This is a genomic window from Legionella sheltonii, assembly GCF_026191355.1.
Taxonomy (GTDB): Bacteria; Pseudomonadota; Gammaproteobacteria; order Legionellales; family Legionellaceae; genus Legionella; species Legionella sheltonii.
In genome coordinates, this window is sequence record NZ_JAPHOQ010000006.1 from 110,941 (window position 1) to 135,872 (window position 24,932).

The window sequence follows — 24,932 nt, forward strand, 5'->3', positions numbered from 1 at the left end:
GCCATGAATAAAAATAGGGACGTTGACTCTGGAAATTTGCGTTATATCTCTTGGTTATTGGTATTAAGTTTAAGTGCCGTGTTCTTAGCTTTTCGACTGGGTTATTACTATTTATCTGATGCGGAACGGTTTCCAATTACTACAATCAAAGTAGCTGCAAATTACGAGCATGTAACCCATAAAGAGCTGGAAGCGGTATTAGGAAAATATGTAGGCGCTAGTTTTTTTACTATATCAGTAAGTGGGTTACAGAAAGAGTTAAACCAAATGAACTGGATAGATACTGCAACCGTGGAGCGTGTTTGGCCAGATACATTGAAAATAAGGCTTGTTGAAAAAAAACCAGTTGCAATTTGGGATAATGCACTAATGACTGAGGACGGTAGATTATTTAATGAGGGGGCCGTTCCAGCGGGTTTAAACATCCCTCAATTAAAAGGACCTCTATCTCAACAAACAGAAGTCTTACAAGTTTACGAAAAATTGAGTAAGATATTATCAATGTATGGGGTAAACGCCACTGGACTGCATTTACGAGAAAACCAATCCTGGGTATTGCTTTTGAGCAATGATATAAAAATATATTTAGGAAAGAAAGAGTTAGAGGAACGATTGCTGCGTTTTTGTAAAGCATACCCTGCAGTGTTTGCTGAAAAAATTGAGCAATTGTCTAGCGTGGACCTGCGTTATCCACGTGGTATGGCAGTGCAGTGGAAACAACAAACGGAACGATAATGGCAAAAAAAATAGAAAAAGATATTATCACTGGATTGGACATTGGAACTTCAAAAATAATTGCATTAATTGGAGAAGTGACATCTGATGGCGCAATAGAAATTATTGGCATAGGTCGTCATCCTTCGCGTGGTCTAAAACGTGGGGTTGTGGTTGATATAGAGGCTACTGTAAATTCCATCCAACGCGCTGTTCAAGAAGCGGAACTTATGGCTGGATGTGAGGTGAGGACTGTTTATGCAGGTATTGCTGGTAGTCATATTCGCAGCCTAAATTCGCACGGAATTGTTGCTATTCGTGATAAAGAAGTATCACAAGCTGACGTCGAACGTGTGATTGATGCAGCTAAAGCCGTAGCGATACCTGCGGATCAAAAAATTCTACATGTCTTGCCTCAGGAATTTATTATCGATCATCAAGGCAGTATTCGCGAACCTATCGGTATGGCGGGAGTACGTCTTGAATCTCGTGTGCATATTGTTACTGGCTCTGTAAGTGCTGCACAAAATATTGTGAAATGTGTGCGTCGCTGTGGTTTAGAGGTGAATGATATTATTCTTGAACAATTGGCTTCCAGTCATGCAGTTTTAACTGAAGATGAAAAAGATTTGGGCGTTTGCCTGATTGATATTGGTGGTGGTACAACGGATATTGCAGTATTTTGCGAAGGAGCAATTCAACATACAGCCGTCATTCCTATCGCAGGGGATCAAGTGACTAATGACATCGCTATGGCTCTGCGCACGCCTACAAAAGCAGCTGAATCGATTAAATTGAATCACGCATGTGCATTAACAGAGTTAGCTAATCCAGATCATATGTTGGAAGTTGCCAGTGTTAATGACAGACCTGGAAGAAAAATATCAGCTAAAGCTTTATCCGATGTGGTTGCGGCACGGTATGAAGAACTATTTACCTTAGTCCGTAATGAATTGCGACGTAGTGGTTTTGAAGACAGAATGGCTGCTGGCATTGTTTTAACTGGTGGTGCTTCCAATGTTAAAGGCGGTATCGAGCTTGCAGAACTTTGTTTTGAGATGCCAGTAAGAAAAGGGTGTGCTCATTATGTTTCTGGATTGGCTGAAGCCACTGAAAATCCTTCATTTGCTACAGGAGTAGGTTTGTTGCTGCGAGGTTACCAACAACAATATGAGTCAAACTACAATGTACCTAAAATGAATGATAACACCCAAAGTTTGTGGGCACGTATGAAAGAATGGTTCCAGGGTAATTTTTAGGTTACAAATAACGTTTAAAACGAAAACCGGTAATTGATTATTTAAGGTTGTACTGCCGGTTTTTTGTAAAAGAATAGTAACCATTCACCCTATTTAAAACCAGGTGATTAGTTACAAAAGAATAAACATGTGAGGGGAGCAGGGTTATGTTTGAATTAATGGAAGGCCAACAGCATGGTAATAATGCAGTAATTAAGGTCGTTGGTGTTGGCGGCGGTGGGGGTAATGCTGTTGAACATATGGTTGCAGAAAATATTGATGGAGTAGAGTTTATTTGTGCTAATACCGATGCTCAAGCATTGAGAGGCTCAAATGCAAAAATACACATTCAATTAGGTGATGAGCTGACTAAAGGGTTAGGTGCTGGTGCCAACCCGCAAATAGGTCGCGAAGCAGCAGAAGAAGATAGAGATCATATTCGAGAAATTTTAAGTGGTGCAGATATGGTATTCATTACCGCAGGGATGGGTGGTGGAACCGGAACCGGTGCTGCCCCGGTTTTTGCAGAAATTGCCAAAGAATTAGGCATCTTAACTGTAGCTGTTGTCACTAAACCCTTCTCATTTGAAGGCAAACAAAGAGCATTGGCCGCTGAGGAAGGAATTCGTCGCTTAGCTGAACATGTTGATTCATTAATCACTATTCCTAACAATAAATTACTCAGTGTCTTAGGTAAGAACATTAGTTTACTCAACGCATTTAAAGCGGCAAATAATGTTTTACTTGGCGCGGTAAAAGGTATTTCTGATTTAATTACTCGTCCAGGTTTGATCAATGTGGATTTTGCTGACGTACGTACCGTGATGTCAGAAATGGGTATGGCTATGATGGGTACCGGAAGCGCTGTAGGTGAACAAAGAGCACGTCAAGCTGCTGAGGCCGCAATTGCTTCTCCTTTATTAGAAGATGTGAATTTTTCTGGTGCGCGTGGAATCCTAGTGAATATTACTGCTGGCTTGGATATGTCAATCGGTGAATTTGAGGAAGTTGGAGATGTAGTCAAAGAGTTTATTTCTGATGATGCCACTGTAGTAGTTGGAACAGTAATCGATCCTGAAATGACCGATGAAATGCGTGTTACCGTGATTGTGACTGGTTTGGGGGATGCAAGACAGCGTCATCAGCAAATGCAGCCACAACAATCTCATCGTGCACGTTTAATCGAAACAACACGTAGTGATGGTTCTTTGGACTATCAGCAACTAGATAGACCAGCGGTTGTGCGTAAAGCCCAATCAAGTATGTCTCCTGGGGTAAAACAACAAGGTGATAGTGTTCCCGATGTGGATTATCTTGATATTCCTGCGTTTTTACGTCGGCAAGAAGAGGCATAAACAATTTAACCCTTCATCTGGCGCAGTGCCGATGAAGGGAGTTTAAAGTCTTTAATACAAAAATAATTAGACTAAATATTAAAATATTGATAGGATCACGAAGTTTTGCGTGCAGAATAAAAAATTAAAAAGAATGATATTATGAGGAACAAGGTGAGCACTGAATGACAAATCAAAGAACTCCTAAAAAGGTGATCCAGGCAACTGGGGTAGGATTGCATTCCGGTGAAAAAGTGCTTTTAACCTTAAGACCTGCTCCTGTAAATACAGGCATAGTTTTTAGACGCGTAGATCTTTCACCTGTAGTGGAAATATTAGCATCTTATGAGAATGTTGGTGATACGATGTTATGTACCACCCTACATCAAGGACCAGTTAAAATTGCAACTGTGGAACATTTACTTTCCGCTTTAGCTGGTTTGGGAATCGACAATGCTTATATTGATGTCAATGCTCCTGAATTACCTATCATGGATGGTAGTGCTGCCCCTTTTGTTTTCCTGATTCAATCAGCAGGGATACGTGAACAAAATGCACCTAAAAAATACATACGTATTCTTAAGCCTATTCGCGTCGAAGACAATGGGAAATTCGTCCAGTTTTATCCGTATAATGGCTATAAGATTTCCTTCACTATTGATTTTGATCATCCGGCTTTTAATGATAAGCCACAAACAGTAAGTTTTGATTTTTCTACAACCTCTTATGTGAAAGAGGTATGCCGAGCACGTACATTTGGATTCCTTTCCGATTATGAGAAATTAAGGGAATGCGATTTAGCTAAAGGCGGAAGTTTAGATAATGCCGTTGTTGTTGATGACTATCGTGTTCTCAATGATGATGGACTTCGCTTTGAATCGGAATTTGTTTCTCATAAGGTATTGGATGCAATCGGTGACTTGTACCTGTTGGGTTCAAGTTTGATTGGTGCGTTTGAGGGCTACAAATCAGGCCATGAATTAAATAACAGACTATTACGTGAATTAATGGTAAGACAAGACGCCTGGGAATATACCTATTTTGATACGGAAGAATATCTTCCTAAAATGCATACTGAATTCTTTCCTGTCGAAGCCTAACAATGTAGCCTGGGTGGAGACCCAATCGAAACCCAGGTGAAACAGCAAGGGCTCAGCCCCTTATCAGAGAAGCTATATTTGGCATCATCTGCACTCAAATCCAACCGTTCGAGTAAACATTAACATGACGCTTGCTTTCGCAGAAAACAAAGCCACATAAAGACACATGATTATATCGTGCGACTCCTCTTCCTAGTTATGATTTTGCCTTCATCTGTGCTACATTTTATTCTCATTCTTAATGAATTAACATAAAGATTGGCAAAGGAGCGTTGCGGCATGAAACTTAATATGGGCCTTTTTACTTTTGCTTTGTTGTGCAGTTCATCAATATATCCTGTAGGCACAGAACCACAAAAAACTACGGCTGAAGAAGCACTTCATATAAATTGGTTGGATACTAATATTTCACCAGCACAGAATTTTTATTCTTATGCTGATGGTAACTGGCAAAAAAACAATCCAATTCCACCTGACTATTCAAGTTGGGGAAGCTTTAACATCATCAGTGAACGAGTCCAAAATATCATTCATCAAATGTTAATTAAAGCCTCAGAAAATACCAAAGCTAAACCTGGCAGCATAGAACAAAAAGTCGGTGATTTTTATTACAGTGGGATGGATGAACAGAGTATTAATCAATTGGGTATTAAACCCCTCCAGCCGGAGTTTGATCGCATTAACCAATTAAACAGTTTAACCGATCTGCAGAATGAAATAGCCCACTTGCATCAAATTGGTGTCGATGTGTTTTTCAATTTTGGAAGCATGCAAGATTTTAAAAACAGTGAAAAGATGATTGGGGCTGCTACACAAGGCGGGCTAGGCTTGCCTGATCGTGATTATTATTTAAAAGAAGATGCTAAGTTTAAACTCATTCGTGAAGCTTATGTCAACCACATTGCCAAGATGTTTGAATTATTGGGTGATGCTCCTGATAAAGCAGCAATGGAAGCCAATACAGTGATGAAATTAGAAACGCAAATGGCAAAGGTTTCTATGTCGCAAGTCGATCAACGTGATCCCCATGCGGTTTATCATATTATGGATAGAGCACAACTCAACAAAATAACCCCCGATTTTTCATGGCCCGCTTATTTTTCAACAATGGGCCAAGCTCAGATTAAAAGTATTAATCTAGCAATGCCAGAATTTTTTAAAGATATGAATACCCAATTGAAAACGGTTTCTCTGGATGATTGGAAAATTTATCTTCGTTGGCATTTAATTGATGCATTTGCTGCCTACTTATCAAAGCCTTTTGTCGATCAAAATTTTAAAATGGTCGCTGTTTTGACAGGTGCTGAGAAAATATTGCCTCGATGGAAAAGAGTTGTTAGTACAGAAAATAGTGCATTAGGTTTTGCTATAGGTAAAATGTATGTCGCTCGGTATTTTTCTCCGGAAGACAAGAAACAAGCTTTAGATATACTCAAAAATATTCGCGAGGTTTTACGTGAAGATATAAGTACCTTATCTTGGATGACCCCCGCTACTCGAAAAGCTGCATTGAAAAAACTCAATCTGATGGAAGAGCGTGTTGGCTATCCTACTAAATGGTGGGACTATTCCAAATTGGAAGTAAACAGAGGCCCATATGTATTGAATGTTATTAAAGCCAATGAGTTTTTAACTCAGCGTGATCTCAATAAAATTGGTAAACCTATAGATAGAACAGAGTGGGTAATGACACCACAAACTATTAATGCATATTATGACCCTTCAATGAATAATTTAAATATTCCGGCAGGAATTCTCCAGTCGCCATTTTTTGATCCTAAAGCACCTGCAGCAATAAATTATGGAGCAATTGGTTTTGTCATGGGACATGAAATGACCCATGGTTTTGACGATCAAGGGGCACAATTTGATGGTCATGGTAATTTAAAAAATTGGTGGACTCCGAGTGATTTAGAAAAATTCAAAAAGGCAACCCAATGCATTGTAAATCAATTTTCACAATATGTTGTGGATGACAATTTGCATGTACAAGGAAAACTGGTTGTAGGAGAGGCTACTGCTGATTTAGGAGGTATTACACTAGCCTATAGAGCTTTTAAGCATTCAAAAGATTATAAAAATGCGCCTACGATTGATGGTCTGACACCAGATCAACAGTTTTTCATCGCAACAGCACATGTATGGGCCATGAATATTCGTTCCCAACAACTACGTAATCAAGTAACTACGGATCCTCATCCACCCGCAAAATATAGAGTAAATGGAAGCTTGGCTAATATGCCTCAATTTCAGGAAGCCTTTCATATCCCCAATGATAGTCCAATGGTAAATAAAAATCGTTGTGTGATTTGGTAAATCTTAATATCGCTCATCCTGAGTTTTCAGGATGAGTGTAAACTGATGATTTAATTGAGCTTAGGAATTTGCAACAAGTAAGAAAAAAATAATTAAATTGCTTCCATTATGAACATTGGTTAGACTGTCTGCACCGTTTTTATTTGTAACTAATTGTGGAGATAATGATGACTCAAGAAGAAATGATCTGTCGCATTGTGCGTTATGTAACACAAAAACCAAGTACTAAGAAAGCGTGTTGTGGATGAGCCTTGTTGATTTATCGAATCTGCTTGAGTATAAAAATCAGGTAGTAGTAGATTATTTTTGCCATCATCATCCTGAGTTTTCTGAGCAAGAAGGTAAGGTCTTATTTAACGACTTAATCGCGTGGATGTGGTTGAATGCGCAAAGAGCAAAACAAGACAAGAAAACCTATCTTTTTGGCCCATTACTTATTCTTGATGAAGTATGGCATGCATTCATTCTTCATACACGAGATTATGCTGATTTTTCTCTGCGCTATTTTGGAACTTATTTTCACCATGATGTAGAACCTCCTGGTCAAGAACACATGATGGAAGAAGAAGAGTTAACTGATTATTTACACGACTGCTTTACATACCTTGGTTCAGAGTGGGTAGCCCGGCGTTTTGCAACAGCGCTCATGGAAACAACCCCTTAGATTTTTAGAGCCTTTGGTCAACGAAGCGGAGGCCGAGAACACTTTGACCTTCATTAACCCTGGGGTTCGCCTTGTTGCACCCAGGCTTATTATTCACTATCCGCTAAATGCAATAAAGCTTTTTGCAAAGGTTCATAATTACACTGTTGGCTTTCACTAATAATAATTTCTTTCGCTTTCTCAGATAATACATGTTTTGAAGTGGGTGTTGATTTTTCATATTGAGTGATTGATTCAATAACAGCTATTTTAATCGAAGAAAGTTGATACATGCCTCCTTCGGTGCGTAATTTATCACGCAATTCAGGAATAGCGTAACGTAATTGTGATGCCCAGGCCGCATCAGTAGTTGTTAATAGCAAACAACCTTTATTAAAACTCCCAACATGGCATGCATTTGCTAAGTCAACAGGAAGCATTTGCTTGACTTTATCGGAAAGTTCTTCTAATTGAACAGAGCGTTGGCATATGTCGGCAAGTTGTTTGTTAAGGCAACGGTTGATGGAGCGCATTTTTTATTTTTATGAAAAATATGGAGTAAACGTTAGTATATACTTCGAGCAAAGTATAGAATAGCAAATTTGAGTTAAATACAATATTATAATTTTTTAGTAGACCATTCAGTATTATAGGTGAATCAATGTTCGAGAAGCCATACGATAATAATGTTATTTTTTTTACCCGAATGCATTGGATAATATTTTTTTACCCATTTCTATGTTTATGTGCTGCTCTGGCAATTGTTTATTATGTAGAGGTAGATTTCATTCGTAAGCTTGGATATGGTTTGGCTGCTTTAGCCTTATTATGGGTTGGGATGACATGGATGACCTATTATTTTTCTTCCATTACCATCAAGCGAAATCAAGTGATTATTCGCACTGGAGTTATTGTAAGGCAAACGATCGATATCCCATTAAGCAAAATTGAAGCAATAGACATCCGCCAATCAATCTTGGGCAGCATTTTAAGTTATGGTATGGTTTGTATTACAGGTACTGGTGGTACGCGCCGCATCATTAATTTTTTACATAACCCATTGACTTGCAGACGTTATATCGAGCAACTTCTGGGTGAGATGCATCGAAATGATTAGTCTTAATTAGAGGTTTATTGATTTCAGACTATTTAAATTTATTTAAAAATAACGCCGGTATATTTTTAAATAGGTTCCATCATTTTCTAATTCAAGAAGATATTTGTTAATAGTAGCAATAAGCACATCATTATTTTTATTAGCCATAATACCATACCCGGCCCCCATTGGCTCGCCAACTGATTTCAAAAGGCCACTGCTATTAGCAGTCCAATATTCAACTGCACCACTATCAAGCAAAACGGCATCGACATGATTGTCATCCAGTGCTTCTAATACGTCTGCCAAAGTATCAAATTCCTCTACTTGAACGGTATCACCAAATTGGGAGGCAACCCAGGCTTTAAAAATGGTTCCCTTTTCTATGCCGACGGTTTTTCCCTGAATATCTCTAATCGTTTTAATTGGACTTGAGCCTTTCGTTGCATATTGTCCTCCACCTATAAGATAAGGGAGACTGAAAAGAAAAGCTTTTTGTCGATCTGGGGTAATCGCGATTGTTCCTACGGCTAAGTCAATCTGGTTGTCGCGCATTTCATTGAATAAATTATTGAAGGTAAAAATTTTGAAATGACAGTCAAGTTGTGCTCGTTGGCATATTTCCCTCATCAGATCAATTTCAAAGCCATAAAAATGAGCTTTATCTTTTACCGCGATTTGAAAAGGGGGGCCATAGTCTGATGTACCAATGAGAATTGATTGAGCAAACAGATGAAAAGAGCATAAAGAGCACACTAAAAATAATATAATAGGCATGAGATTTCCTTATCTATTTATTATTTATTTTAGTCTATACAGAAATTTAAAAAAGTTTTAATGAGTGATGAGGACCTGGCAGTTTTGACGCTACCAGGCTACCTCACTTTAAGGTTGATTATTAAATTTTCGCCAAAAGCTCTGCTTTAGTTTGCTCATCAACAAAAGCAGCGTCTATCGCCATACGAGTAATAGAATTCATTATCTCATCACTATAGCCGTAAGCGTTTTGTACTCGTTGGTACTCCTGACCTAATGTAGTGCTCATAAAGGGTGGATCATCTGAACTGATGCTGATTTTTATCCCTGCGTCATAAAACTTAGGAAAAGGATGTTCGTTCATATTCTTGAACAATCCCAAAAAGATATTACTTGTAGGACAAACTTCCAGAGTAATATCCCTATCTTTTACCATAGCCATGGTTTCTGGTGAATAAATTGAATTGACACCATGCCCTATGCGTTTTATCGGTAGATTTTCCATCGCTTCGACCATCCCGCTTGCAGGAGCAAATTCACCTGCATGGACTGTACATTGTAAACCGGCATCAGCAGCAATATGGTATGCCTTACTAAATAATTTAGGAGGGAACTTTGCTTCATCACCACCTAAACCAAATCCTGTGACACAGGGAAATTTATCTTTATGGGCTTGTTTGGCAACTCGTTCTACTGCATCAACACCAAAATGTCGAACAGCAGTAATTAAAATCCGTCCTATTATATTGAATTGTTCTTTAGCATCATCAATTGCTTGTTGAATCGCTGCTAAATGTTCTGCGGAAGGGATTTTACTGGCGAGTTCAGCATGATCAGGAGAATACATCATCTCTACATAGATTGCATCTTCTTGAGCACGAGCACGTAAGTAATCTAAAGTAATATCATAATAATCCTGAGGATATCGAATGACGGATGCAAGCGTATCATATACTTTTAAAAAATCGAGAAAATCTTTGGATAAATAGCTTTTCCCGTCAGGAGCGACTAGACCTTGGGGGAGTATTAATTTATTGCGTGCAGCCAGCTTTGCTGCTAATTCAGGAGTGATGGATCCTTCCAAGTGAACATGTAACTCTGCTTTTTTTACACTCATATTTCGCCTCTAATTCTTTTAAAGTAAGAATAATGGTAACTTAGATGAAAAAGCTATAAAATAGTTGGTTTAAATTAAAGTTATTTTGGATTAGTTATGAACTCAAACGATATCGATAAAGCATATGTAAGTCCTTATGACAAATTTTTATTTGAATTTGATGCAACTCATGATAAGTCCGCATCACAAATCAAAGAAATTAATAAGCACAAACGTATTTCTCTGATGCGTGATAATAAAGATTATAAGAATGAAAAAGGTGAAATTTGGGAAGAGTTTTAAGCTTATCATTTAGCCATACTGTCCCATAATAGGGATGTATCCTCAGTCCCGGATACGACTCGTTTAATCCGGGCTACAATGCTCCGTTTAGCGTCAACACCTCTTGGCGCAAAATTCTTAAAGCGACGCCATTGCTCGCCGTGACACATTCCGTACGTAGTGAGAAATCTTAATTGTGTGGAAAGAGCATCAATAGGATGCTCATTCCAGGAGAGCCATCATCGTAAACTCCTTAGGATGAGGGTTCTTATGAGGGAATAAATGAGATTTTAACCCAAGAAAAAATGCAATAATTTATAGGCTAATATCGTTAAAATAGACGCCGCAGGCAAAGTCAGAACCCATGACATGAAGATGTTGCGAATTACAATCAGATTTAAGGCTCCAATACCTCGTGCCAGGCCAACCCCAAGAACGGCCCCCACTAATGTCTGGGTTGCGGAAACGGGAATGCCTGTGCTTGTGGCAACGACAACGGTTGTTGCCGCTGAAAGAGTTGCTGCAAAGGCACGGCTGGGTGTAAGCGCCGTGATGGCACTACCTACGGTTTCAATTACTTTTCTTCCATACATCAGCAGGCCAGTAACCACACCAACGACACCTAACAATATAATCCATGCTGGATAATTATTGGCATTAAAAGTTTGATGTGAATCCATAACCAAACTATGGATGATTGAGAGGGGGCCTACGGCTAAGGCTACATCGTTGGAACCATGTGCGAAAGCCATTGCACATGCAGTCATTGCCATAAGGACAGCAAAATACTTTTCAACTTGGATGAAACGTTCTCTACGTCTTATTCTGTGATGTTCGGGAATACGTTTAATAAAGATCATCCCTATAATCGTAATAATGATGCTGGTTGCTAAGGTTACTGCTAGATTTTGTTTAAAATTCAGGTGAATATGGAAATGATTGAGTCCCTTAAATACCGTGATAAATGATAAAATGGAGCCGATAAGAAAAAGATAAATGGGAATATATAATTTTGCCTTAGTTAAAGGGTTACTTTTGACAAAAATAGTTTGTTGAATGCTGGTAAATAATATAAAAGCGGTGATTCCTGAAATCATGGGAGAAGTGATCCAGCTTATGGCGATGCGACTTACTTGATTCCAATGAATTGCTTGGGGTCCTAATACTATGGTGCCAAAACCGACCATGGAACCTACCAATGCATTGGTAATAGATACAGGGACCCCAAGATAACTCGCAAGATTCATCCATATAGTGCATGCCAATAAAACCCCCAACATCCCCTCAATAAGGATCAATGGTTGCCCTGAGAGTTGACTGGAATTAATAATCCCATCACGCATTGTTTCGGTAACGCCTGTCCCTCCTAAAAATGCGCCGGCGAATTCAAAAATTATGGCGATCAGCATCGCTTGTTTCACTGTAACTGCTTTTGAGCCCATAGTCGTGCTCATGACGTTGGCCAAATCATTAGCGCCAACACCCCAAGTCATCAAAAAACACAAAATGACCGCTATAACAAGATATATAATTGAATAATCCATAGAATTTGACTACCGAGCTATTAGAATTTGAAGGCGACTACCCACATGTTGGGCACCATCGGCTAAATCATCAATCCATTGGACCAGTTTATAGAGGAAAATTGCATCAATTGCAGATAATTCTTTTTCGATTTCAAAAATACGATGCCTAATATCTGCTAGACGTTCATCGCTGTCATGTTCAATCTCATAAAGCGTTAAGATCATTTCTTCTACAATCTTAACTTCTGAGCCCCTGAAACCTGTTTCCAACAATTCATCTAATTCATTGATTGCTTTACATGCCTGTTTTGATGCATCCAGGCAACGGCTTAAAAAAGGCATAAAAATAGGAATGAGTGTCTCTGGAATAAGCATTTGCCGACTGACAATCAGTGTTGCAATATCTTCCGCTTTATTCGCAATGAAATCCTGGGCGCTAAGTAGCTCAAGAAGATCAGTACGCGAAACAGGGAGGAACAGCCCAGTCGGTAAGTGGAGACGTAAATCTCTTTTAATTAAGTCAGCTTCTTTTTCGAGAGAAATTATTTTTTCTTTTATTTTATCAGCTGTTGTCCAATCTTTTTTTAGGACTGCTTCAAAAAATGGGTAGAGCTGCTTGGCGCATTGGTGTACTTTCCGCATGTGTTGTTCTATTGGCCTTATCGGTGAAGGACCAAACATATTAAATATGCTACCCATGATGTTCGCATCTCTTAAGCAAATTTTGGAGAAGTATACCCCAAACTTTTTCAGGAACAAAACAATTGAATTATGGTTCAAGTATTTTTTTACTTTGATTCATGAATTTTTCAAGAGAGCGAGTTGTGAATAGGCCCTAAAGCTAAAAATATTTTTATTTTATTCCATTGTTTTTCTATATTGGTCTACAATCAGATACTAGGGTTTACCATAATATATTTTGCCTTACATGAAATTCATGGATGACTATTAGGGACAAGGAGTTTGGGATGAAGCGATTTTGGTTAATCGGTTTATTATTGTTGGCAAATAATGTGTTTTCGCAGACGTTAATCACCAAGGTGATTGAACTGCATTATGTCCCTGTTCAAAAAGTGATTCAATTAGTGCAGCCCCTGTTGCAATCCGGAGAAAAAATAAGTGGTTCAGGGCAAACTTTAATAGTGCAGGTTTCTCCTCAGACACTAACCCAAATTAGAACCGTATTGCATCAAATTGATGTGGCCCCAGTAACATTTAAAATTTCTATTTATCAAGGGGACCCTAATTGGCTTAGTTCACAAAATCAAAACTCTGTAACCTATAGTTCGCAGTCTCCGGCTGAAGTGAAGCGTTCACAATCAGTTAAGGTAATGAGTGGTGAATCCGCGTTTGTCGCTACTGGAGAAGAAGTGCCAATCGTCACCTCTGTAGGTGCGGGATTTTTTACAGGCATTGCTTACGAGCAACATCAGATAAAAAATGGATTGCTGGTTCAACCGGTGATGCGTGGTTCAAAGGTCGAGTTAAAGGTGCGTCGAGTACGTGAACAACAAAATCCCGCAGGCGGACAGCAATTTGATAATCAAAATATAGATACAACTTTAATGGTCCCATTAAATAAGTGGGTTTCTTTAGGAACTCCTGAGGGAACAGAGGATACTGACTCTTCCTCTGTGTCTTATACCGCTGGAAGGCCTTTTTCTCAGCAAGCAACACTTTATGTAAAGGTTACAGTGGAGCATGATTTTTAAATGTGTTCGCATAAAAAATATACAATTGGTATATAATTAATATAAACGTAATAAATAAACTAACCCTTCGGGAGGGCTCATGGCAATTATAAGCTCGTTGGCTAATCATTTGCTGATCGCAATGCCTTCTCTAAATGATCCTAATTTTGAAAGAACAGTGATTTATGTTTGTGAACATCACGAACAAGGATCTGTAGGTTTAATTGTCAATCGCCCCATGCAATTTCCTCTTGCCATCGTTTTTGAGCAATTACATATCGAGCCAGTTCGTATGGAGCAAAGCAAAATGCCTTTAATGTTTGGTGGGCCAGTACAACCTGAAAGGGGATTTGTGATTCATAAACAATTTGGTGGGTGGCGATCCAGCTTGTTTTTACAAGATGAGGTGACGGTAACCACATCAAATGATATTATTCGTGCCATCGCAGAAGATAAAGGACCTAAAGATGTTTTAATTACTTTAGGTTATGCTGGATGGGTGGAAAATCAATTGGAAAAAGAAATTCTTGAAAATACTTGGTTGGTTTGTCCTTATCGCTCGGAGATTTTGTATGAGGTTCCCTTCGAAGATCGTTGGGAATATGCAGGGTCCACTTTAGGGATTAGAATGAGCCAACTCAGTTCAAATGTCGGCCATGCCTAGTCCTGTTTATTTGGGTTTTGATTTTGGTTATAAACGCATTGGTGTTGCAGTAGGTCAACAATTAACGTGCAGCGCCTCCCCTCTAGCGACTTTGAGTGCCCGATCCGGTGTGCCTGATTGGGGTTTGGTTGCCAAAGTCATTGCTGAGTGGTCCCCTCAAGCATTAATTGTAGGTATTCCTACCTGTATTGATGGCAGTGAATTATACACAACTTCCGCGGCGCGCCGATTTGCCAAGGAATTGCGTAAGCGATTTACTTTGCCGGTTCATTTAGTTGATGAACGGCTTTCAACGGTTGCGGCTAGGGAGCAATTGTTTGCACAAGGTGGATATCGTAAAATCAAACAATCTGAGGTAGATAGTATAGCGGCTTGTGTTATACTGGAACAATGGCTACAACACCCTGAATAGGGTCTGTTCGCATTCTACTATCATAGCCACATACAACCCAAGTCATCCCTGCTATGGTTGGGATGAATGAATTCATGGCTCAATCTAGCGAAGCGGGAACAGACCTCAGAGTCCTAGCGATTTAGTTAAAAAATAAGGTTTTTATGAATCATTTCTTAGAAATTAGTCAATTATCACGTCAACAAATTGAATCCATACTACAACGTGCCGTTTATTTCAAAAATCAGGATCATTATCCTTCATATGCACAATATACGGTTGCAAATTTATTTTATGAAAATAGTACGCGAACTCGGGTAAGTTTTGAATTAGCTGCAAAGCGTTTATCCATGCCGGTGATAAATCTAGACCTACACAGCTCTTCAGAAACTAAGGGAGAGACCATTGAGGATACCGTTCGCACCCTTGCAGCCATGGGGATTCAATATTTTGTAATTCGCCATCGTCAAAATGGCTTACAGCAAGATTTGGCCAGACAAATTGGGGATTTAGCCCATATAATTAATGCAGGTGATGGTACCCATGCACATCCAAGCCAAGCTTTGCTTGATATGATGACGATCCTTGAACGAAAACCGCGATTGGATCAATTAAAAATAGCAATACTAGGAAATATTAGGCACTCAAGGGTGGCAAATTCTTTTCAATGTATTTGCGCTCAACTGGGAGTGGGTGAGCTTGTCTTGGTTGCTCCCGAGATTTGGCAACCACAGACCGTGCATTATGGTCGAGTAACCCATAGTTTACGCGATGGATTAATTGATGCCGATGTAGTGATTTGTTTGCGTGTGCAACACGAACGTTTAGCAGAGTCCGATCATTTGGATCTTGATACTTATCGACGTGATTTTGCTCTAACTAAAGAAAATCTGACGTATGCTAAACCTGACGTGATGGTGATGCATCCGGGACCTATAAATCGAGGGATTGAAATAGACAGTGATGTTGCAGACGGGGCACATTCTTTTATACTGAACCAAGTTGCAAATGGCGTTTTTGTACGCATGGCAATTTTTGATGCATTAAGTCATCAAGCGTAATATTGAGCACTTCACAGGACAGTATAATTTTAATGGACCATCCAAGGATATAGCTGTCTCTTGGTCACAGAATAAGAGTCTTGGTGAAAAGTCAGATTTGAGTTCAAATAGGACTTTTCAATAGGATGTGCATCCGATTCAGAAGGATATACCCATGAGTGATCGCTATCAGCAGGTATGCATTTTAGTATTGCTGGGTTTTTACTGTTTGCTTTTCTATTTTATTTTTAAGCATTATCAACGAGTTGATTTCTCCTCTTTTTATTTATCGTCTCAGGCATTAATGCAAGGCGAAAATCCTTATAGAAATTTCTTTACTACGTTTTTGCCCGCTATAAAAATATTGCCTGCTAATTTAAATCCACCGTTTGTTTTGTGGGGATTTAGTTTTTTAACGCAATTAAGCTATTCCAAAGCATTACTTGTTTGGGTTAGCATTTCTTTCATTTTAGGCATAATTGGAGTAAGTATTAGCTTTTATTATGCGTTTTCGCATCGTTTTTTGCAGAAACATTATATCAATGTGTATCTTCTATATTTTGCATTTTTCCCCACACTAATGAATCTTGTGACTCAGCAATTTGGATGTATTTTATTGTTTTTTATTATGGGGGGGTATTATTTTTATTTAAATCATCGTGACTATCGTGCAGGTATATTCTGGGGCATTATCATTGCGATCAAATTATTTCCCGCTTTGTTATTTTTTTATGTTTTAAAACAAGATCGTAAACGAGTTTTTGCAATCATGTTGGTTACTTTATTAGTGGCTGCATGCCTTCCCCTCCTGACTCATGGCCCGGTGGTTTATGAGCAATATTTTAGAATGATGAGAGGGGTGTTTTGGTATGGGGATGATTGGAATGCCTCAATTTATGGGTTTATTTTTCGTCTATTGTTTGGGGGAGAGAAACTCCCTAACATGTTTTATTTGAAATTAGTAAATCTATGTTATGGTGTTTTATTTTTATTTTTGCTTCTATGCTATTGGCGAAAACTAGGTCCAAATCAAAAGGATCCGCTAAATCATCAACCCTTTTGTCTGACTTTAGCGATGATGTTATTTATGAGCCCTTTTGGATGGATGTATTATTTTCCAGTGTTAATTTTTCCCATGATTCTTATTTGGTTTGTGGCATTAGAAGAACAAGACATTTCGACAAAAACCATGTTGATGTGGTTCTTATGCCTATTTCTCATCAATTTTCCTATTGATTATGTAAACAGCCAAGAAATGTCTAATGTTTGGGTCCGAATCAGTTTTTTCTCCAGCCATTTTTATGGCTTATTGCTTCTATGTTATCTATTAAGCAAAAGAAAAAAAATCTATGGAAATAATGAGATCCAATTTGGTGAACCAATGCATTATTCAATATCAACTATGATCATTATTTTTGTCTTAGGGGTGTTCGTTCCGGTAATCTATTACCTCATACGTTTGCTCAATTTAACTTTTAATTTGGAATTAACCTAACTGCCTTTAAGAGTCCCCTCTCCGATCTGTGGGAGAGGGTTAGAGGAGAGGGTTCCTGAGTGAAAATCAATACCCTCATCCTCCCTGATGAGCACCTTCTCCCCACCAGGAGAAGGGAGCTTAACGACAAGCCTCTTTATCCAGGAGTGCGTAAGGCATGTCTAAAGGATAAAGCTTGTTGTAAATGCTCTAAGCATACCTGGCTGCTTGCGTGGATGTCAGCGATAGTTCGTGCAACTTTCAATAAACGATGATACCCCCGAGCAGACAGCTTGAGTTGCAGCATAGACTGTCGTAAAAAATCTTGTTCCTGAGAACCTAATGCACAAATTTTTTCACATGTATTTGCTCCTAAATAAGCATTAAGACAATCTTGTCGCTCCAACTGGATGGCTCGTACTTTAATAACCTGTTCTCGGATCAGATCACTTTGTTTATGAGGATTACTATTCGGGGTAACTAATTCCTCTTGAGTGAGTGCCTGGACGGAGATATGCATGTCAATACGATCCAGTAGCGGGGCTGAAATTTTGGCATGATATCGCTTGATGCGATCAGGACTACACAAACAGTTCGCCTGAGGATTGCCCCATTGTCCACATGGGCAGGGATTCATTGCAGCGATGAGCTGAAATTTCGCTGGGAATTCTATTTGTGCTGCCGCTCTTGAAATGCATATTGTTCCTGATTCGAGTGGTTGTCTTAAGGTTTCTAGGACTTTTCGATCAAATTCAGGTAACTCATCCAAAAACAAGACCCCATGATGTGCTAGAGAAATTTCTCCTGGTTTTGGGGGATTTCCTCCACCAACTAAGGATACGGGGGAGGCAGTATGATGGGGGGTGCGAAAAGGTGGGGAGCACCATTCACTGAAATCAGGTAATTTACCGCGTATGGAGTTAATTGCGATACATTCTAGGGCTTCTGCTTCAGATAAGGGAGGCAATAGAGTTCTGAATCGCCTGGCTAACATGGTTTTTCCGCTTCCAGGAGCACCATTGAGTAAAATACTGTGTCCCCCATATGCTGCAATTTCCATTGCTTTTTTCGCATGAAACTGACCTTTAATATCAGACCAATCGTCTGTATAGCGCATGGTGCATGATTCGGGTTTAGGGGGGAGGAAGTGTAATGAAGTTCCTTGACAAAGGTAGCTGCATACTTCACGCAAGTTATTTGCACTGTAGATGTTTTGATATCCGGTCAAGGAGGCTTCATGTGCATTAGCACTGGCGATAATCAGTGAGCTTTTTTCTTTGTTTGCCGCTAAGACAGCTGGAATAATAGCGGAAATGCCTCGAAGCTCACCACTTAAAGCAAGTTCAGCTATAAACTCATGGTCGGTTAATTGGTTTTGAGGAATTTGCTTGGAAGCTGCAAGAATACCAAGAGCGATTGGTAAATCAAAACCACTTCCTGTTTTAGGTAAATCAGCAGGCCCCAAATTGACGGTGATTTTTCGGCAGGGAAATTCAAACTGGCTATTAATAATCGCAGAACGGACTCGATCCTTGCTTTCTTTCACGGCGGTTTCAGCAAGACCTACGATTGTAAAACCAGGCAAACCATTCGATAAATGAACTTCTACTGACACAGGTTGTGCCAATATCCCCACAGTACTACGTGTTTTAGTAAACGCAAGATTCATTATTTATTCCTGTGATGTTGGACTAATTGTTCGACAAAATTTCCTATTAGAGCATAACCTGCATTTTTTCCTTTATTGCTTGGTTATCTCTATATTTTGACTGAAGTAAACTCTGTTTCTCGAATTTGGGATGTCGTACACAAAAACAAAGTTTACAGGCTTATATTATTGTCGGTGGAGCTTATGTTGCTATTACTTTTGTTCTTTATTAAGCTGAGTCATTAAAACATCGACTTGCTTTTGAAGGTGTTCTACTTTTTCTCGGGTTCGTGCCAGAACTTTGGTTTGTACATCAAACTCTTCACGAGTAATCAGATCCATATGCGCAAAAGCAGCTTGTAACACTTCTTTAAATTTTTGTTGGATGTCTTTTTCAATGTTTTGTAGACTTGGGGGAAGAGCAGCAAAAAGTTTTTTTGCTAAATCGTCAAATTGTTTGGGGTCGAACATAATCACTCCATGTTTGTTTTTGCAAAGAGTCTAACAAAAGTATTATCACAGCGGAATATATTATGAAAATGATTATGGCAATTATTAAGCCTTTTAAACTGGATGATGTACATGAAGCGCTAATGGAAATAGGAGTGCCAGGGATAACTATTTCAGAAACTCGAGGCTTTGGACGACAAAAAGGTCATACGGAGCTGTACCGAGGTGCTGAATATGTAGTTGATTTCCTTCCCAAGATTAAAATTGAATTGGCCTTACCTGATGATATGGTTGAATCTGCAATTGAAGCGATTTGTAAATCTGCGTATACCGGAAAAATTGGTGATGGCAAAATTTTCGTTTATGAGTTGCAGCAAGTGGTCCGCGTGCGTACTGGAGAAATTAATGCAGATGCTTTAACCTAGCCTCCCCCATACCAATAGATGGCACGTTGAGTAATCACTGCATTAAGCTGGATATCCCACGGCTCAGGTTCGATGGAATCGACACGTTGAAATTGGTAAGCCACACCAAATAAAGGACAATTTTCTTTACCTTTAAAGGTACGATCGTAATAACCAGCTCCCATACCAAGGCGATTACAACGTACATCAAAAGCAACTAATGGCACTAAGGCTAAGTCCAATTCTTCAACAGGAATCGATAAATCAGGATCAACAGCGGGTTCAGCAATCCCGTAACGATTTTTGTGGAAGGGGGTATCCGATGTTGCTGGTAAAAAAGAAAGAGTTAAATTTTCTTCATTAAGAACAGGAAAATAACAGATTTTTCCTTGTAAGAGTGCATTCTTCCAAAGTTCATCCACATCAATTTCACCGTTAATTGCAAAATAAAGTGCGATATTTTTGGCATTTCGATATTGCTCTAACAAGCGAATGCGATTGCATACTTGATTTGAAGATGCGGTACGATACGAAACAGATATCTTAGAGCGTATTTGTTTCATCGTATCTCTTAATGCCTTTTTGGCTTGATCGGTCATACAAGTATCGGTGTATTATTCTCTTTAAATTATCGATTCTTTATTGTAAAAATTCAAGGTATTGAAATCCTCTAAAAAATTTGTCACTCTGAAATCTTAGGAAATTGCTAATTTTTTCATAAAAAACTAGGCAAGGAAGAAAAAATAAGGTATATAAGCCGTCCTGGTTTTTTGTGATCCTTTGATATTAGGATCTGTTGACAATTTGACTGTCAACAGCCCCTAGATTCCAGGTACAGTATAACTCATTGAGAGAATGGTATGAGTGATTTATTTGAAGATGATGAAGATGCTGTTGTAGAAGTCGGAGAGGACTTCGTCGATGTTGATAGTGAGTTGGATGTTGAAGCCGAGGTTATAGAAGTGGTTCCTAATGGTTTGGACGCCCGTAGACGATTGGAAAATATGTTGGATGAAAAACGTTTGCGTGATGAGCTGGACGATTTTGGCGACTATTAACTTCCCTCGTCAATAAACACTCGTATCAGATTCAACTGCTTTTTCTAAAATAATAGGTTTAAGTAAGTAATGACACGAACACGAGTACTCACTGAAGGGGACAGCAATTTTGCGTTTCCAATTGATGATCGCATTTTTTTGGGCGAGGGTTTGTTTGAAACGCTTAAAGTGGAGAGTGCTAAGCCATGTTGTGCTTTTTTGCATTGGCAACGTTTAAATGATTCTGCACAAAAGCTGGGCATCCCCTTTGATCTTTCTTTTAAGCAGTGGCGAGAACATCTGCTTCATAAAATTAAATTCGATAATTTATATCATGGTGGTATTAAAGCAATTTTAAGTGGAGGCTCTGCACCTAGGGGCTTAGCCGCTCAAGGACAGATAAGCCAGCTTATATTCCAGACTTTTAACTATACCGTGGAAACCCATCCACTGCGATTGGTTAGCGTGCCGTGGTTAAGAGATGGAAGTAATCCGATATACCAAGTTAAATCGGTCAACTATTTAGAGGCTATTTTGGCCCGACGTCAAGCAAATGCTATAGGTGCTGATGAGGCGTTGTTTTTTAACTTGCAGCATCATGCAACGGAAACTACTTGTGCGAATTTATTTCTGATACAGGATAATTGCCTGCTGACTCCTCCTTTAACTGATGGCGTACTTCCAGGAGTTACCCGCTCAAGGATTTTGCAACTTTCTAAACAACAGGGCTTAATTTGTAGGGAAGTTTCTTTGACAAAAACCATGTTAAATGAAGCTGATGTTCTTTTTGCGACTAATTCCTTACAGGGGATACGTCCAATATGTTCCCTGGACGATTTTACATTTTCGGTAGAGCACCCATTACTTAATCAGTTATCTTCTGCTCTGAGTATTTGCGACGAAAGTAATTAAAATGCATGACCTTGATAATACACAACAGCACGATGATTAAACTTGCTATTAGGATTCCTTTATTTTTATAAAATGCTCCTTGTTTTAATAAAGCCTCCATTCCCGCATATCCAAAATAGGTGTAAACGATTTCAGCGGGTATAAGAAACAAAAAAGTAGTAATGAGATAAGGTCGGAATTTTATCGCAGTGATTCCTAAACCATAATTGACTAGATTAAAAGGAACAATCGGGAATAATCGCAGAATGGCAACAATCATCCACCCTCGTTGATCTACGGCGGAGATTAGTTTTTTTAGTCTTTTTCCTTTTCTTTGAGAAAACCAGTCATAAACGAGATGCCTGGTTATCAAAAAGGAAAAAGCAGCACCACTTGTTGCGCCTAATAAATTGAGGAGGGTGCCAAAAAAGGGTCCAAAAAGAGCCCCTCCTGCTAAAGTGATCACCATCGTGGGTAAGAACATAATTGTTGCAAAACAATATATAATTAAAAATAAAAGCGGTGCAAGCCAGCCTAGATGGTCAACCCAATTAATAATCTCACTTGAATATTTTTGAAAAGAAAAGGCAGTGGTAATTAGGAATACCAAGGCTAAAACAATAAAGATAGTCTTAGCAGGATGAATAATACGGAAATTCATAGGATTTGTTTTGGCTTCTGATAAATTTTTGTCAGTGAACGCACGTCTGCCCTTAGTAATCAAATGTATTAAGAAGTCTATTACACCTGGTTATACGTTGCAATCTTGAAAAAAAATGATTGATTGGGTATAACCAAATGCGAATTTTTTATAAGAGATACACTAACATGGAACAAGTTACTTGGAAGGAAAAACAAAAGCAGCGTGCCCGTAAGTGGATTAAAGCACTATTAGCACGTTGGTTTAAAGTAGAGTTACGTGGTAATTATCAACCCGAACCTAACTCAGTTATTGTTGCAAATAGAACTTCCACAATTGATTTGCTTTTGCTAGCAGCTTTTTTACCTGAGCAATTGACTGTCGCTTTTCCGCCACACTCATCAAGTAAACTTCGGATGAAGATGGTGAGGCTATTTGCTGATGTGATTACCATTGATTCTACCAATGCTTTTGCAGCAAGGGCGTTGATTAAAGCGATACGAGAGGGAAAGCGTTGTGTTATTTTTCCTCAAGGAATAGGCGTGCAGGAAGAGAGCTTGAAGGTTTTTGATGCTCCGGGAATGGTATTACAAAAAGCAGGATCATCAGTTATCCCAATACGTATTGATGGTGCTCAACACAGTATTTTCTCTTTAAGCAAAGACAAACACCTTATTCGCCTATTCCCCAAGATTATTTTGCATGTATTGCCAACACAATCCTATATGCAGGACAAAAATAAGCTTCTTGACAGAAATTCAGTGAGCACACGTTTGTTTCGTTTGATCAGTGAGTTAACTTTTGCAAACAGCTTCCAACCCATGTCAATGTTCGAGGCTCTTATTCAAGGAGCTGCTTTAGGAACAAAGAACAAGGCATTAATCGAAGATGCTAATCGTGCGCCCTTAACCCATAAGCAATTTCTTGCGCGTTGTTTTATTTTGGGTCGACAAATTAAAAAGCAGACCCAGGTTGGAGAACATGTAGGCGTCATGTTACCTACAACTATTGCGGGGATGGTAACCTTTTTTGCCTTGCATGCATATCGGCGTATCCCTGCGATGTTAAATTTTAGTCTTGGTCTCCACAGTTTGTTGGTTACCTGTAAGGTTGCAGAAGTAAAAACAATCTATACGGCAAGGCAATTCATCACCACAGCGAAACTGGAAGATTTGGTCGTGGGATTACAGAACGCAGGAATAAACGTTTTCTTTCTTGAAGATTTTAAGTCTTCGATTAATTTAGGTCATAAACTTTCTGGATTACTAAAGGGACGATTTCCTTCTCGAGCTTATCAACTCATTGGTGACCCGGTTTCTCCGGAAGATACAGGCGTGATATTATTTACGTCCGGTTCAGAAGGAATTCCCAAAGGAGTTGTTTTAACCCATTCGAATTTACAGGCGAATTGCGCCCAATTAACTTCGCGAGTAGACTTTTCTTTTCGGGATAAATTTTTTAATTCCTTACCTATCTTTCACTGTTTTGGATTAACTACCGGCTCAATTCTTCCTCTAATACATGGAATTAGTTGCTTTTATTATCCTTCTCCTTTGCATTATAAAATAATTCCGGGTTTGGTTTATCAAACCGGAGCTACTATCATGTTTGGAACTGATACTTTTTTAACAGGTTATGCTCGAGCTGCAGAACGACATGATTTTAGTAGCGTGCGTTACATTTTTGCTGGCGCTGAAAAAGTGAAGCCTGAAACCATTCGCCATTGGATAGATACTTTTGGTGTAAAAATTTATGAAGGCTACGGTGCTACAGAAGCCGCACCTGTAATTTCCATGAATTGTCCTCTAGCTTCTATCCCAGGGAGTGTCGGGATGTTATTACCATTTATGGAGAGTCGAATTCAACCTGTAGATGGTATTGCTGAAGGAGGGCGTTTAATAGTACGCGGTCCTAATGTAATGAAGGGCTATCTCTCTTCCGAAAAACCAGGAGCGCTTATCTCTTCAGCGGATGGATGGCATGATACTGGAGACATAGTCACGATGAATGACGAAGGATTTATTACCATTGCGGGTCGTGCAAAACGGTTTGCTAAGATCGCAGGTGAAATGGTCTCTCTTACTGCAGTAGAGGGCATTGCTTCGTCGATTTGGCCTGAATTATTACATGCTGCAGTAAGCAAGAAAAGTCCAAGAAAAGGAGAAGCAATTATTTTGTATAGCGAGGCAACCAATGCGGATAAAGCAAGTTTTGTGAAAAAAATACAAGAACTTGCTTATTCTGAATTACTTATCCCGCAACAGATTTTTCCAGGAAGCAAGATTCCTGTTCTGCCTTCAGGAAAAATTGACTATTTAACCATTGAAAAAGAACTGAAAGAAGAATTAGCTTAAATGTAGCTGAGTGTAGAGACAAAACTGGCATTAAGTAGAAGAAATCCCCTCTTCCACAAGTGGCAGAGGGGGTAGGGTTAGGGTTGATTAATCACAATCAATACCTCATTCGCCCTAATGGGCACCTTCTCCCCAGAGGGGAGAAGG

The 24,932-nt window shown here is 39.1% G+C and carries 26 protein-coding genes; 17 read left to right on the forward strand and 9 right to left on the reverse strand.

The window, feature by feature from the left end:
• Positions 1–3: 3 nt before the first annotated feature.
• The 6 genes from OQJ26_RS08075 (at position 4) to OQJ26_RS08100 (ending at position 7,366) form a co-directional block, all read left to right on the forward strand.
• The gene (locus tag OQJ26_RS08075; protein WP_265703360.1) at positions 4–735 is read left to right on the forward strand and encodes a cell division protein FtsQ/DivIB; all 732 of its coding nucleotides are present in this window, start codon (positions 4–6) and stop codon (positions 733–735) included.
• Entirely contained in the window at positions 735–1,973 is a 1,239-nt protein-coding gene (ftsA, locus tag OQJ26_RS08080) for a cell division protein FtsA (RefSeq protein WP_028380959.1), read from the forward strand. The genes OQJ26_RS08075 and ftsA overlap by 1 nt, the downstream gene beginning before the upstream one ends.
• A gap of 146 nt (positions 1,974–2,119) precedes the next feature.
• Positions 2,120–3,307: a cell division protein FtsZ gene (gene ftsZ / locus OQJ26_RS08085; protein WP_265703361.1), complete on the forward strand. Its 1,188-nt coding sequence runs from the start codon at positions 2,120–2,122 to the stop codon at positions 3,305–3,307.
• 164 nt (positions 3,308–3,471) lie between these two features.
• Entirely contained in the window at positions 3,472–4,386 is a 915-nt protein-coding gene (lpxC, locus tag OQJ26_RS08090; protein ID WP_265703362.1) for a UDP-3-O-acyl-N-acetylglucosamine deacetylase, read from the forward strand.
• 279 nt (positions 4,387–4,665) lie between these two features.
• A complete protein-coding gene (locus OQJ26_RS08095) occupies positions 4,666–6,702 on the forward strand; it encodes a M13 family metallopeptidase (protein WP_265703363.1) in 2,037 nt (678 codons plus the stop codon).
• 244 nt (positions 6,703–6,946) lie between these two features.
• Positions 6,947–7,366 carry a glycine-rich domain-containing protein gene (locus OQJ26_RS08100; protein WP_265703364.1) on the forward strand — a complete coding sequence of 140 codons (420 nt, stop codon included), beginning with the start codon at positions 6,947–6,949 and terminating at the stop codon, positions 7,364–7,366.
• Positions 7,367–7,455: 89 nt separating this feature from the next.
• Here the strand turns inward: OQJ26_RS08100 and OQJ26_RS08105 are convergent, their stop codons facing one another.
• Positions 7,456–7,878: a DciA family protein gene (locus tag OQJ26_RS08105; protein ID WP_265703365.1), complete on the reverse strand. Its 423-nt coding sequence runs from the start codon at positions 7,876–7,878 to the stop codon at positions 7,456–7,458.
• Between the two features lie 128 nt (positions 7,879–8,006).
• Between OQJ26_RS08105 and OQJ26_RS08110 the strand changes: the two genes are divergently transcribed.
• On the forward strand, positions 8,007–8,462 hold the full coding sequence (locus OQJ26_RS08110) for a PH domain-containing protein (protein ID WP_265703366.1): 456 nt from the start codon (positions 8,007–8,009) through the stop codon (positions 8,460–8,462).
• Between the two features lie 42 nt (positions 8,463–8,504).
• Here OQJ26_RS08110 and OQJ26_RS08115 read toward each other — a convergent pair whose 3' ends face one another.
• Together OQJ26_RS08115 and OQJ26_RS08120 are read right to left on the reverse strand one after the other, a co-directional pair.
• On the reverse strand, positions 8,505–9,218 hold the full coding sequence (locus OQJ26_RS08115) for a transporter substrate-binding domain-containing protein (protein ID WP_265703367.1): 714 nt from the start codon (positions 9,216–9,218) through the stop codon (positions 8,505–8,507).
• Between the two features lie 121 nt (positions 9,219–9,339).
• The gene (locus OQJ26_RS08120; protein WP_265703368.1) at positions 9,340–10,314 is read right to left on the reverse strand and encodes an adenosine deaminase; all 975 of its coding nucleotides are present in this window, start codon (positions 10,312–10,314) and stop codon (positions 9,340–9,342) included.
• A gap of 96 nt (positions 10,315–10,410) precedes the next feature.
• Between OQJ26_RS08120 and OQJ26_RS08125 the strand changes: the two genes are divergently transcribed.
• Positions 10,411–10,596: a CBU_0585 family protein gene (locus OQJ26_RS08125; RefSeq protein WP_028380968.1), complete on the forward strand. Its 186-nt coding sequence runs from the start codon at positions 10,411–10,413 to the stop codon at positions 10,594–10,596.
• 269 nt (positions 10,597–10,865) lie between these two features.
• Here OQJ26_RS08125 and OQJ26_RS08130 read toward each other — a convergent pair whose 3' ends face one another.
• The gene (locus OQJ26_RS08130) at positions 10,866–12,119 is read right to left on the reverse strand and encodes an inorganic phosphate transporter (RefSeq protein WP_265703369.1); all 1,254 of its coding nucleotides are present in this window, start codon (positions 12,117–12,119) and stop codon (positions 10,866–10,868) included.
• 9 nt (positions 12,120–12,128) lie between these two features.
• Entirely contained in the window at positions 12,129–12,800 is a 672-nt protein-coding gene (locus tag OQJ26_RS08135) for a TIGR00153 family protein (RefSeq protein ID WP_265703370.1), read from the reverse strand.
• A gap of 269 nt (positions 12,801–13,069) precedes the next feature.
• Between OQJ26_RS08135 and OQJ26_RS08140 the strand changes: the two genes are divergently transcribed.
• The 5 genes from OQJ26_RS08140 to OQJ26_RS08160 all read left to right on the forward strand — a co-directional run bounded on the left by OQJ26_RS08140 (position 13,070) and on the right by OQJ26_RS08160 (position 17,382).
• Positions 13,070–13,813: a type II/III secretion system protein gene (locus OQJ26_RS08140; RefSeq protein WP_265703371.1), complete on the forward strand. Its 744-nt coding sequence runs from the start codon at positions 13,070–13,072 to the stop codon at positions 13,811–13,813.
• A 79-nt stretch (positions 13,814–13,892) separates the two neighbouring features.
• Complete coding sequence (locus OQJ26_RS08145) at positions 13,893–14,456, forward strand: YqgE/AlgH family protein (RefSeq protein WP_265703372.1); 564 nt, start codon at positions 13,893–13,895, stop codon at positions 14,454–14,456.
• A complete protein-coding gene (ruvX, locus tag OQJ26_RS08150) occupies positions 14,449–14,868 on the forward strand; it encodes a Holliday junction resolvase RuvX (RefSeq protein WP_265703473.1) in 420 nt (139 codons plus the stop codon). Before OQJ26_RS08145 ends, ruvX begins: the two co-directional genes overlap by 8 nt.
• A 143-nt stretch (positions 14,869–15,011) precedes the next feature.
• Complete coding sequence (locus OQJ26_RS08155) at positions 15,012–15,908, forward strand: aspartate carbamoyltransferase catalytic subunit (protein ID WP_265703373.1); 897 nt, start codon at positions 15,012–15,014, stop codon at positions 15,906–15,908.
• A gap of 154 nt (positions 15,909–16,062) precedes the next feature.
• Positions 16,063–17,382, forward strand: a complete 1,320-nt coding sequence (locus OQJ26_RS08160) for a glycosyltransferase family 87 protein (protein ID WP_265703374.1) — start codon at positions 16,063–16,065, stop codon at positions 17,380–17,382.
• A gap of 136 nt (positions 17,383–17,518) precedes the next feature.
• Here the strand turns inward: OQJ26_RS08160 and OQJ26_RS08165 are convergent, their stop codons facing one another.
• Positions 17,519–19,030 carry a YifB family Mg chelatase-like AAA ATPase gene (locus tag OQJ26_RS08165; RefSeq protein ID WP_265703375.1) on the reverse strand — a complete coding sequence of 504 codons (1,512 nt, stop codon included), beginning with the start codon at positions 19,028–19,030 and terminating at the stop codon, positions 17,519–17,521.
• A 192-nt stretch (positions 19,031–19,222) separates the two neighbouring features.
• Positions 19,223–19,480 (reverse strand): ubiquinone biosynthesis accessory factor UbiK, encoded by a 258-nt coding sequence (ubiK, locus tag OQJ26_RS08170; RefSeq protein WP_058510814.1) that lies wholly within the window; start codon positions 19,478–19,480, stop codon positions 19,223–19,225.
• Positions 19,481–19,542: 62 nt separating this feature from the next.
• Between ubiK and OQJ26_RS08175 the strand changes: the two genes are divergently transcribed.
• Positions 19,543–19,884, forward strand: coding sequence for a P-II family nitrogen regulator (locus tag OQJ26_RS08175; protein WP_028380978.1), 342 nt, complete (start codon positions 19,543–19,545; stop codon positions 19,882–19,884).
• On the opposite strand, the gene OQJ26_RS08180 is transcribed toward OQJ26_RS08175, so the two are convergent.
• Positions 19,881–20,462: a 5-formyltetrahydrofolate cyclo-ligase gene (locus OQJ26_RS08180; protein WP_265703376.1), complete on the reverse strand. Its 582-nt coding sequence runs from the start codon at positions 20,460–20,462 to the stop codon at positions 19,881–19,883. The two genes, OQJ26_RS08175 and OQJ26_RS08180, sit on opposite strands and share 4 nt — an antisense overlap.
• A 261-nt stretch (positions 20,463–20,723) precedes the next feature.
• Between OQJ26_RS08180 and OQJ26_RS08185 the strand changes: the two genes are divergently transcribed.
• Positions 20,724–20,921 (forward strand): PA3496 family putative envelope integrity protein, encoded by a 198-nt coding sequence (locus OQJ26_RS08185; protein ID WP_265703377.1) that lies wholly within the window; start codon positions 20,724–20,726, stop codon positions 20,919–20,921.
• Between the two features lie 69 nt (positions 20,922–20,990).
• Positions 20,991–21,812, forward strand: a complete 822-nt coding sequence (locus OQJ26_RS08190; protein ID WP_265703378.1) for an aminotransferase class IV — start codon at positions 20,991–20,993, stop codon at positions 21,810–21,812.
• Here OQJ26_RS08190 and OQJ26_RS08195 read toward each other — a convergent pair.
• Complete coding sequence (locus OQJ26_RS08195; RefSeq protein ID WP_265703379.1) at positions 21,766–22,452, reverse strand: TVP38/TMEM64 family protein; 687 nt, start codon at positions 22,450–22,452, stop codon at positions 21,766–21,768. The genes OQJ26_RS08190 and OQJ26_RS08195 overlap by 47 nt on opposite strands.
• Before the next feature lie 167 nt (positions 22,453–22,619).
• Here OQJ26_RS08195 and OQJ26_RS08200 point away from each other — a divergent pair, with 167 nt between their 5' ends.
• Positions 22,620–24,785 carry an AMP-binding protein gene (locus tag OQJ26_RS08200; protein ID WP_265703380.1) on the forward strand — a complete coding sequence of 722 codons (2,166 nt, stop codon included), beginning with the start codon at positions 22,620–22,622 and terminating at the stop codon, positions 24,783–24,785.
• Positions 24,786–24,932 lie beyond the last annotated feature (147 nt).

Bases quoted from the DNA above. Each gene is read 5' to 3' on its own strand.
- OQJ26_RS08145 (WP_265703372.1), top strand. From the start codon at position 13,893: ATGGCAATTATAAGCTCGTTGGCTAATCATTTGCTGATCGCAATGCCT.
- OQJ26_RS08075 (WP_265703360.1), top strand. From the start codon at position 4: ATGAATAAAAATAGGGACGTTGACTCTGGAAATTTGCGTTATATCTCT.
- OQJ26_RS08120 (WP_265703368.1), bottom strand. From the start codon at position 10,314: ATGAGTGTAAAAAAAGCAGAGTTACATGTTCACTTGGAAGGATCCATC.
- OQJ26_RS08140 (WP_265703371.1), top strand. From the start codon at position 13,070: ATGAAGCGATTTTGGTTAATCGGTTTATTATTGTTGGCAAATAATGTG.
- OQJ26_RS08185 (WP_265703377.1), top strand. From the start codon at position 20,724: ATGAGTGATTTATTTGAAGATGATGAAGATGCTGTTGTAGAAGTCGGA.
- OQJ26_RS08175 (WP_028380978.1), top strand. From the start codon at position 19,543: ATGAAAATGATTATGGCAATTATTAAGCCTTTTAAACTGGATGATGTA.
- OQJ26_RS08190 (WP_265703378.1), top strand. From the start codon at position 20,991: ATGACACGAACACGAGTACTCACTGAAGGGGACAGCAATTTTGCGTTT.
- OQJ26_RS08100 (WP_265703364.1), top strand. From the start codon at position 6,947: ATGAGCCTTGTTGATTTATCGAATCTGCTTGAGTATAAAAATCAGGTA.
- OQJ26_RS08095 (WP_265703363.1), top strand. From the start codon at position 4,666: ATGAAACTTAATATGGGCCTTTTTACTTTTGCTTTGTTGTGCAGTTCA.
- OQJ26_RS08125 (WP_028380968.1), top strand. From the start codon at position 10,411: ATGAACTCAAACGATATCGATAAAGCATATGTAAGTCCTTATGACAAA.
- OQJ26_RS08200 (WP_265703380.1), top strand. From the start codon at position 22,620: ATGGAACAAGTTACTTGGAAGGAAAAACAAAAGCAGCGTGCCCGTAAG.
- OQJ26_RS08115 (WP_265703367.1), bottom strand. From the start codon at position 9,218: ATGCCTATTATATTATTTTTAGTGTGCTCTTTATGCTCTTTTCATCTG.
- OQJ26_RS08160 (WP_265703374.1), top strand. From the start codon at position 16,063: ATGAGTGATCGCTATCAGCAGGTATGCATTTTAGTATTGCTGGGTTTT.
- ubiK (WP_058510814.1), bottom strand. From the start codon at position 19,480: ATGTTCGACCCCAAACAATTTGACGATTTAGCAAAAAAACTTTTTGCT.
- OQJ26_RS08155 (WP_265703373.1), top strand. From the start codon at position 15,012: ATGAATCATTTCTTAGAAATTAGTCAATTATCACGTCAACAAATTGAA.
- OQJ26_RS08135 (WP_265703370.1), bottom strand. From the start codon at position 12,800: ATGGGTAGCATATTTAATATGTTTGGTCCTTCACCGATAAGGCCAATA.
- OQJ26_RS08105 (WP_265703365.1), bottom strand. From the start codon at position 7,878: ATGCGCTCCATCAACCGTTGCCTTAACAAACAACTTGCCGACATATGC.
- OQJ26_RS08165 (WP_265703375.1), bottom strand. From the start codon at position 19,030: ATGAATCTTGCGTTTACTAAAACACGTAGTACTGTGGGGATATTGGCA.
- OQJ26_RS08110 (WP_265703366.1), top strand. From the start codon at position 8,007: ATGTTCGAGAAGCCATACGATAATAATGTTATTTTTTTTACCCGAATG.
- lpxC (WP_265703362.1), top strand. From the start codon at position 3,472: ATGACAAATCAAAGAACTCCTAAAAAGGTGATCCAGGCAACTGGGGTA.
- OQJ26_RS08130 (WP_265703369.1), bottom strand. From the start codon at position 12,119: ATGGATTATTCAATTATATATCTTGTTATAGCGGTCATTTTGTGTTTT.
- ruvX (WP_265703473.1), top strand. From the start codon at position 14,449: ATGCCTAGTCCTGTTTATTTGGGTTTTGATTTTGGTTATAAACGCATT.
- ftsA (WP_028380959.1), top strand. From the start codon at position 735: ATGGCAAAAAAAATAGAAAAAGATATTATCACTGGATTGGACATTGGA.
- OQJ26_RS08180 (WP_265703376.1), bottom strand. From the start codon at position 20,462: ATGACCGATCAAGCCAAAAAGGCATTAAGAGATACGATGAAACAAATA.
- ftsZ (WP_265703361.1), top strand. From the start codon at position 2,120: ATGTTTGAATTAATGGAAGGCCAACAGCATGGTAATAATGCAGTAATT.
- OQJ26_RS08195 (WP_265703379.1), bottom strand. From the start codon at position 22,452: ATGAATTTCCGTATTATTCATCCTGCTAAGACTATCTTTATTGTTTTA.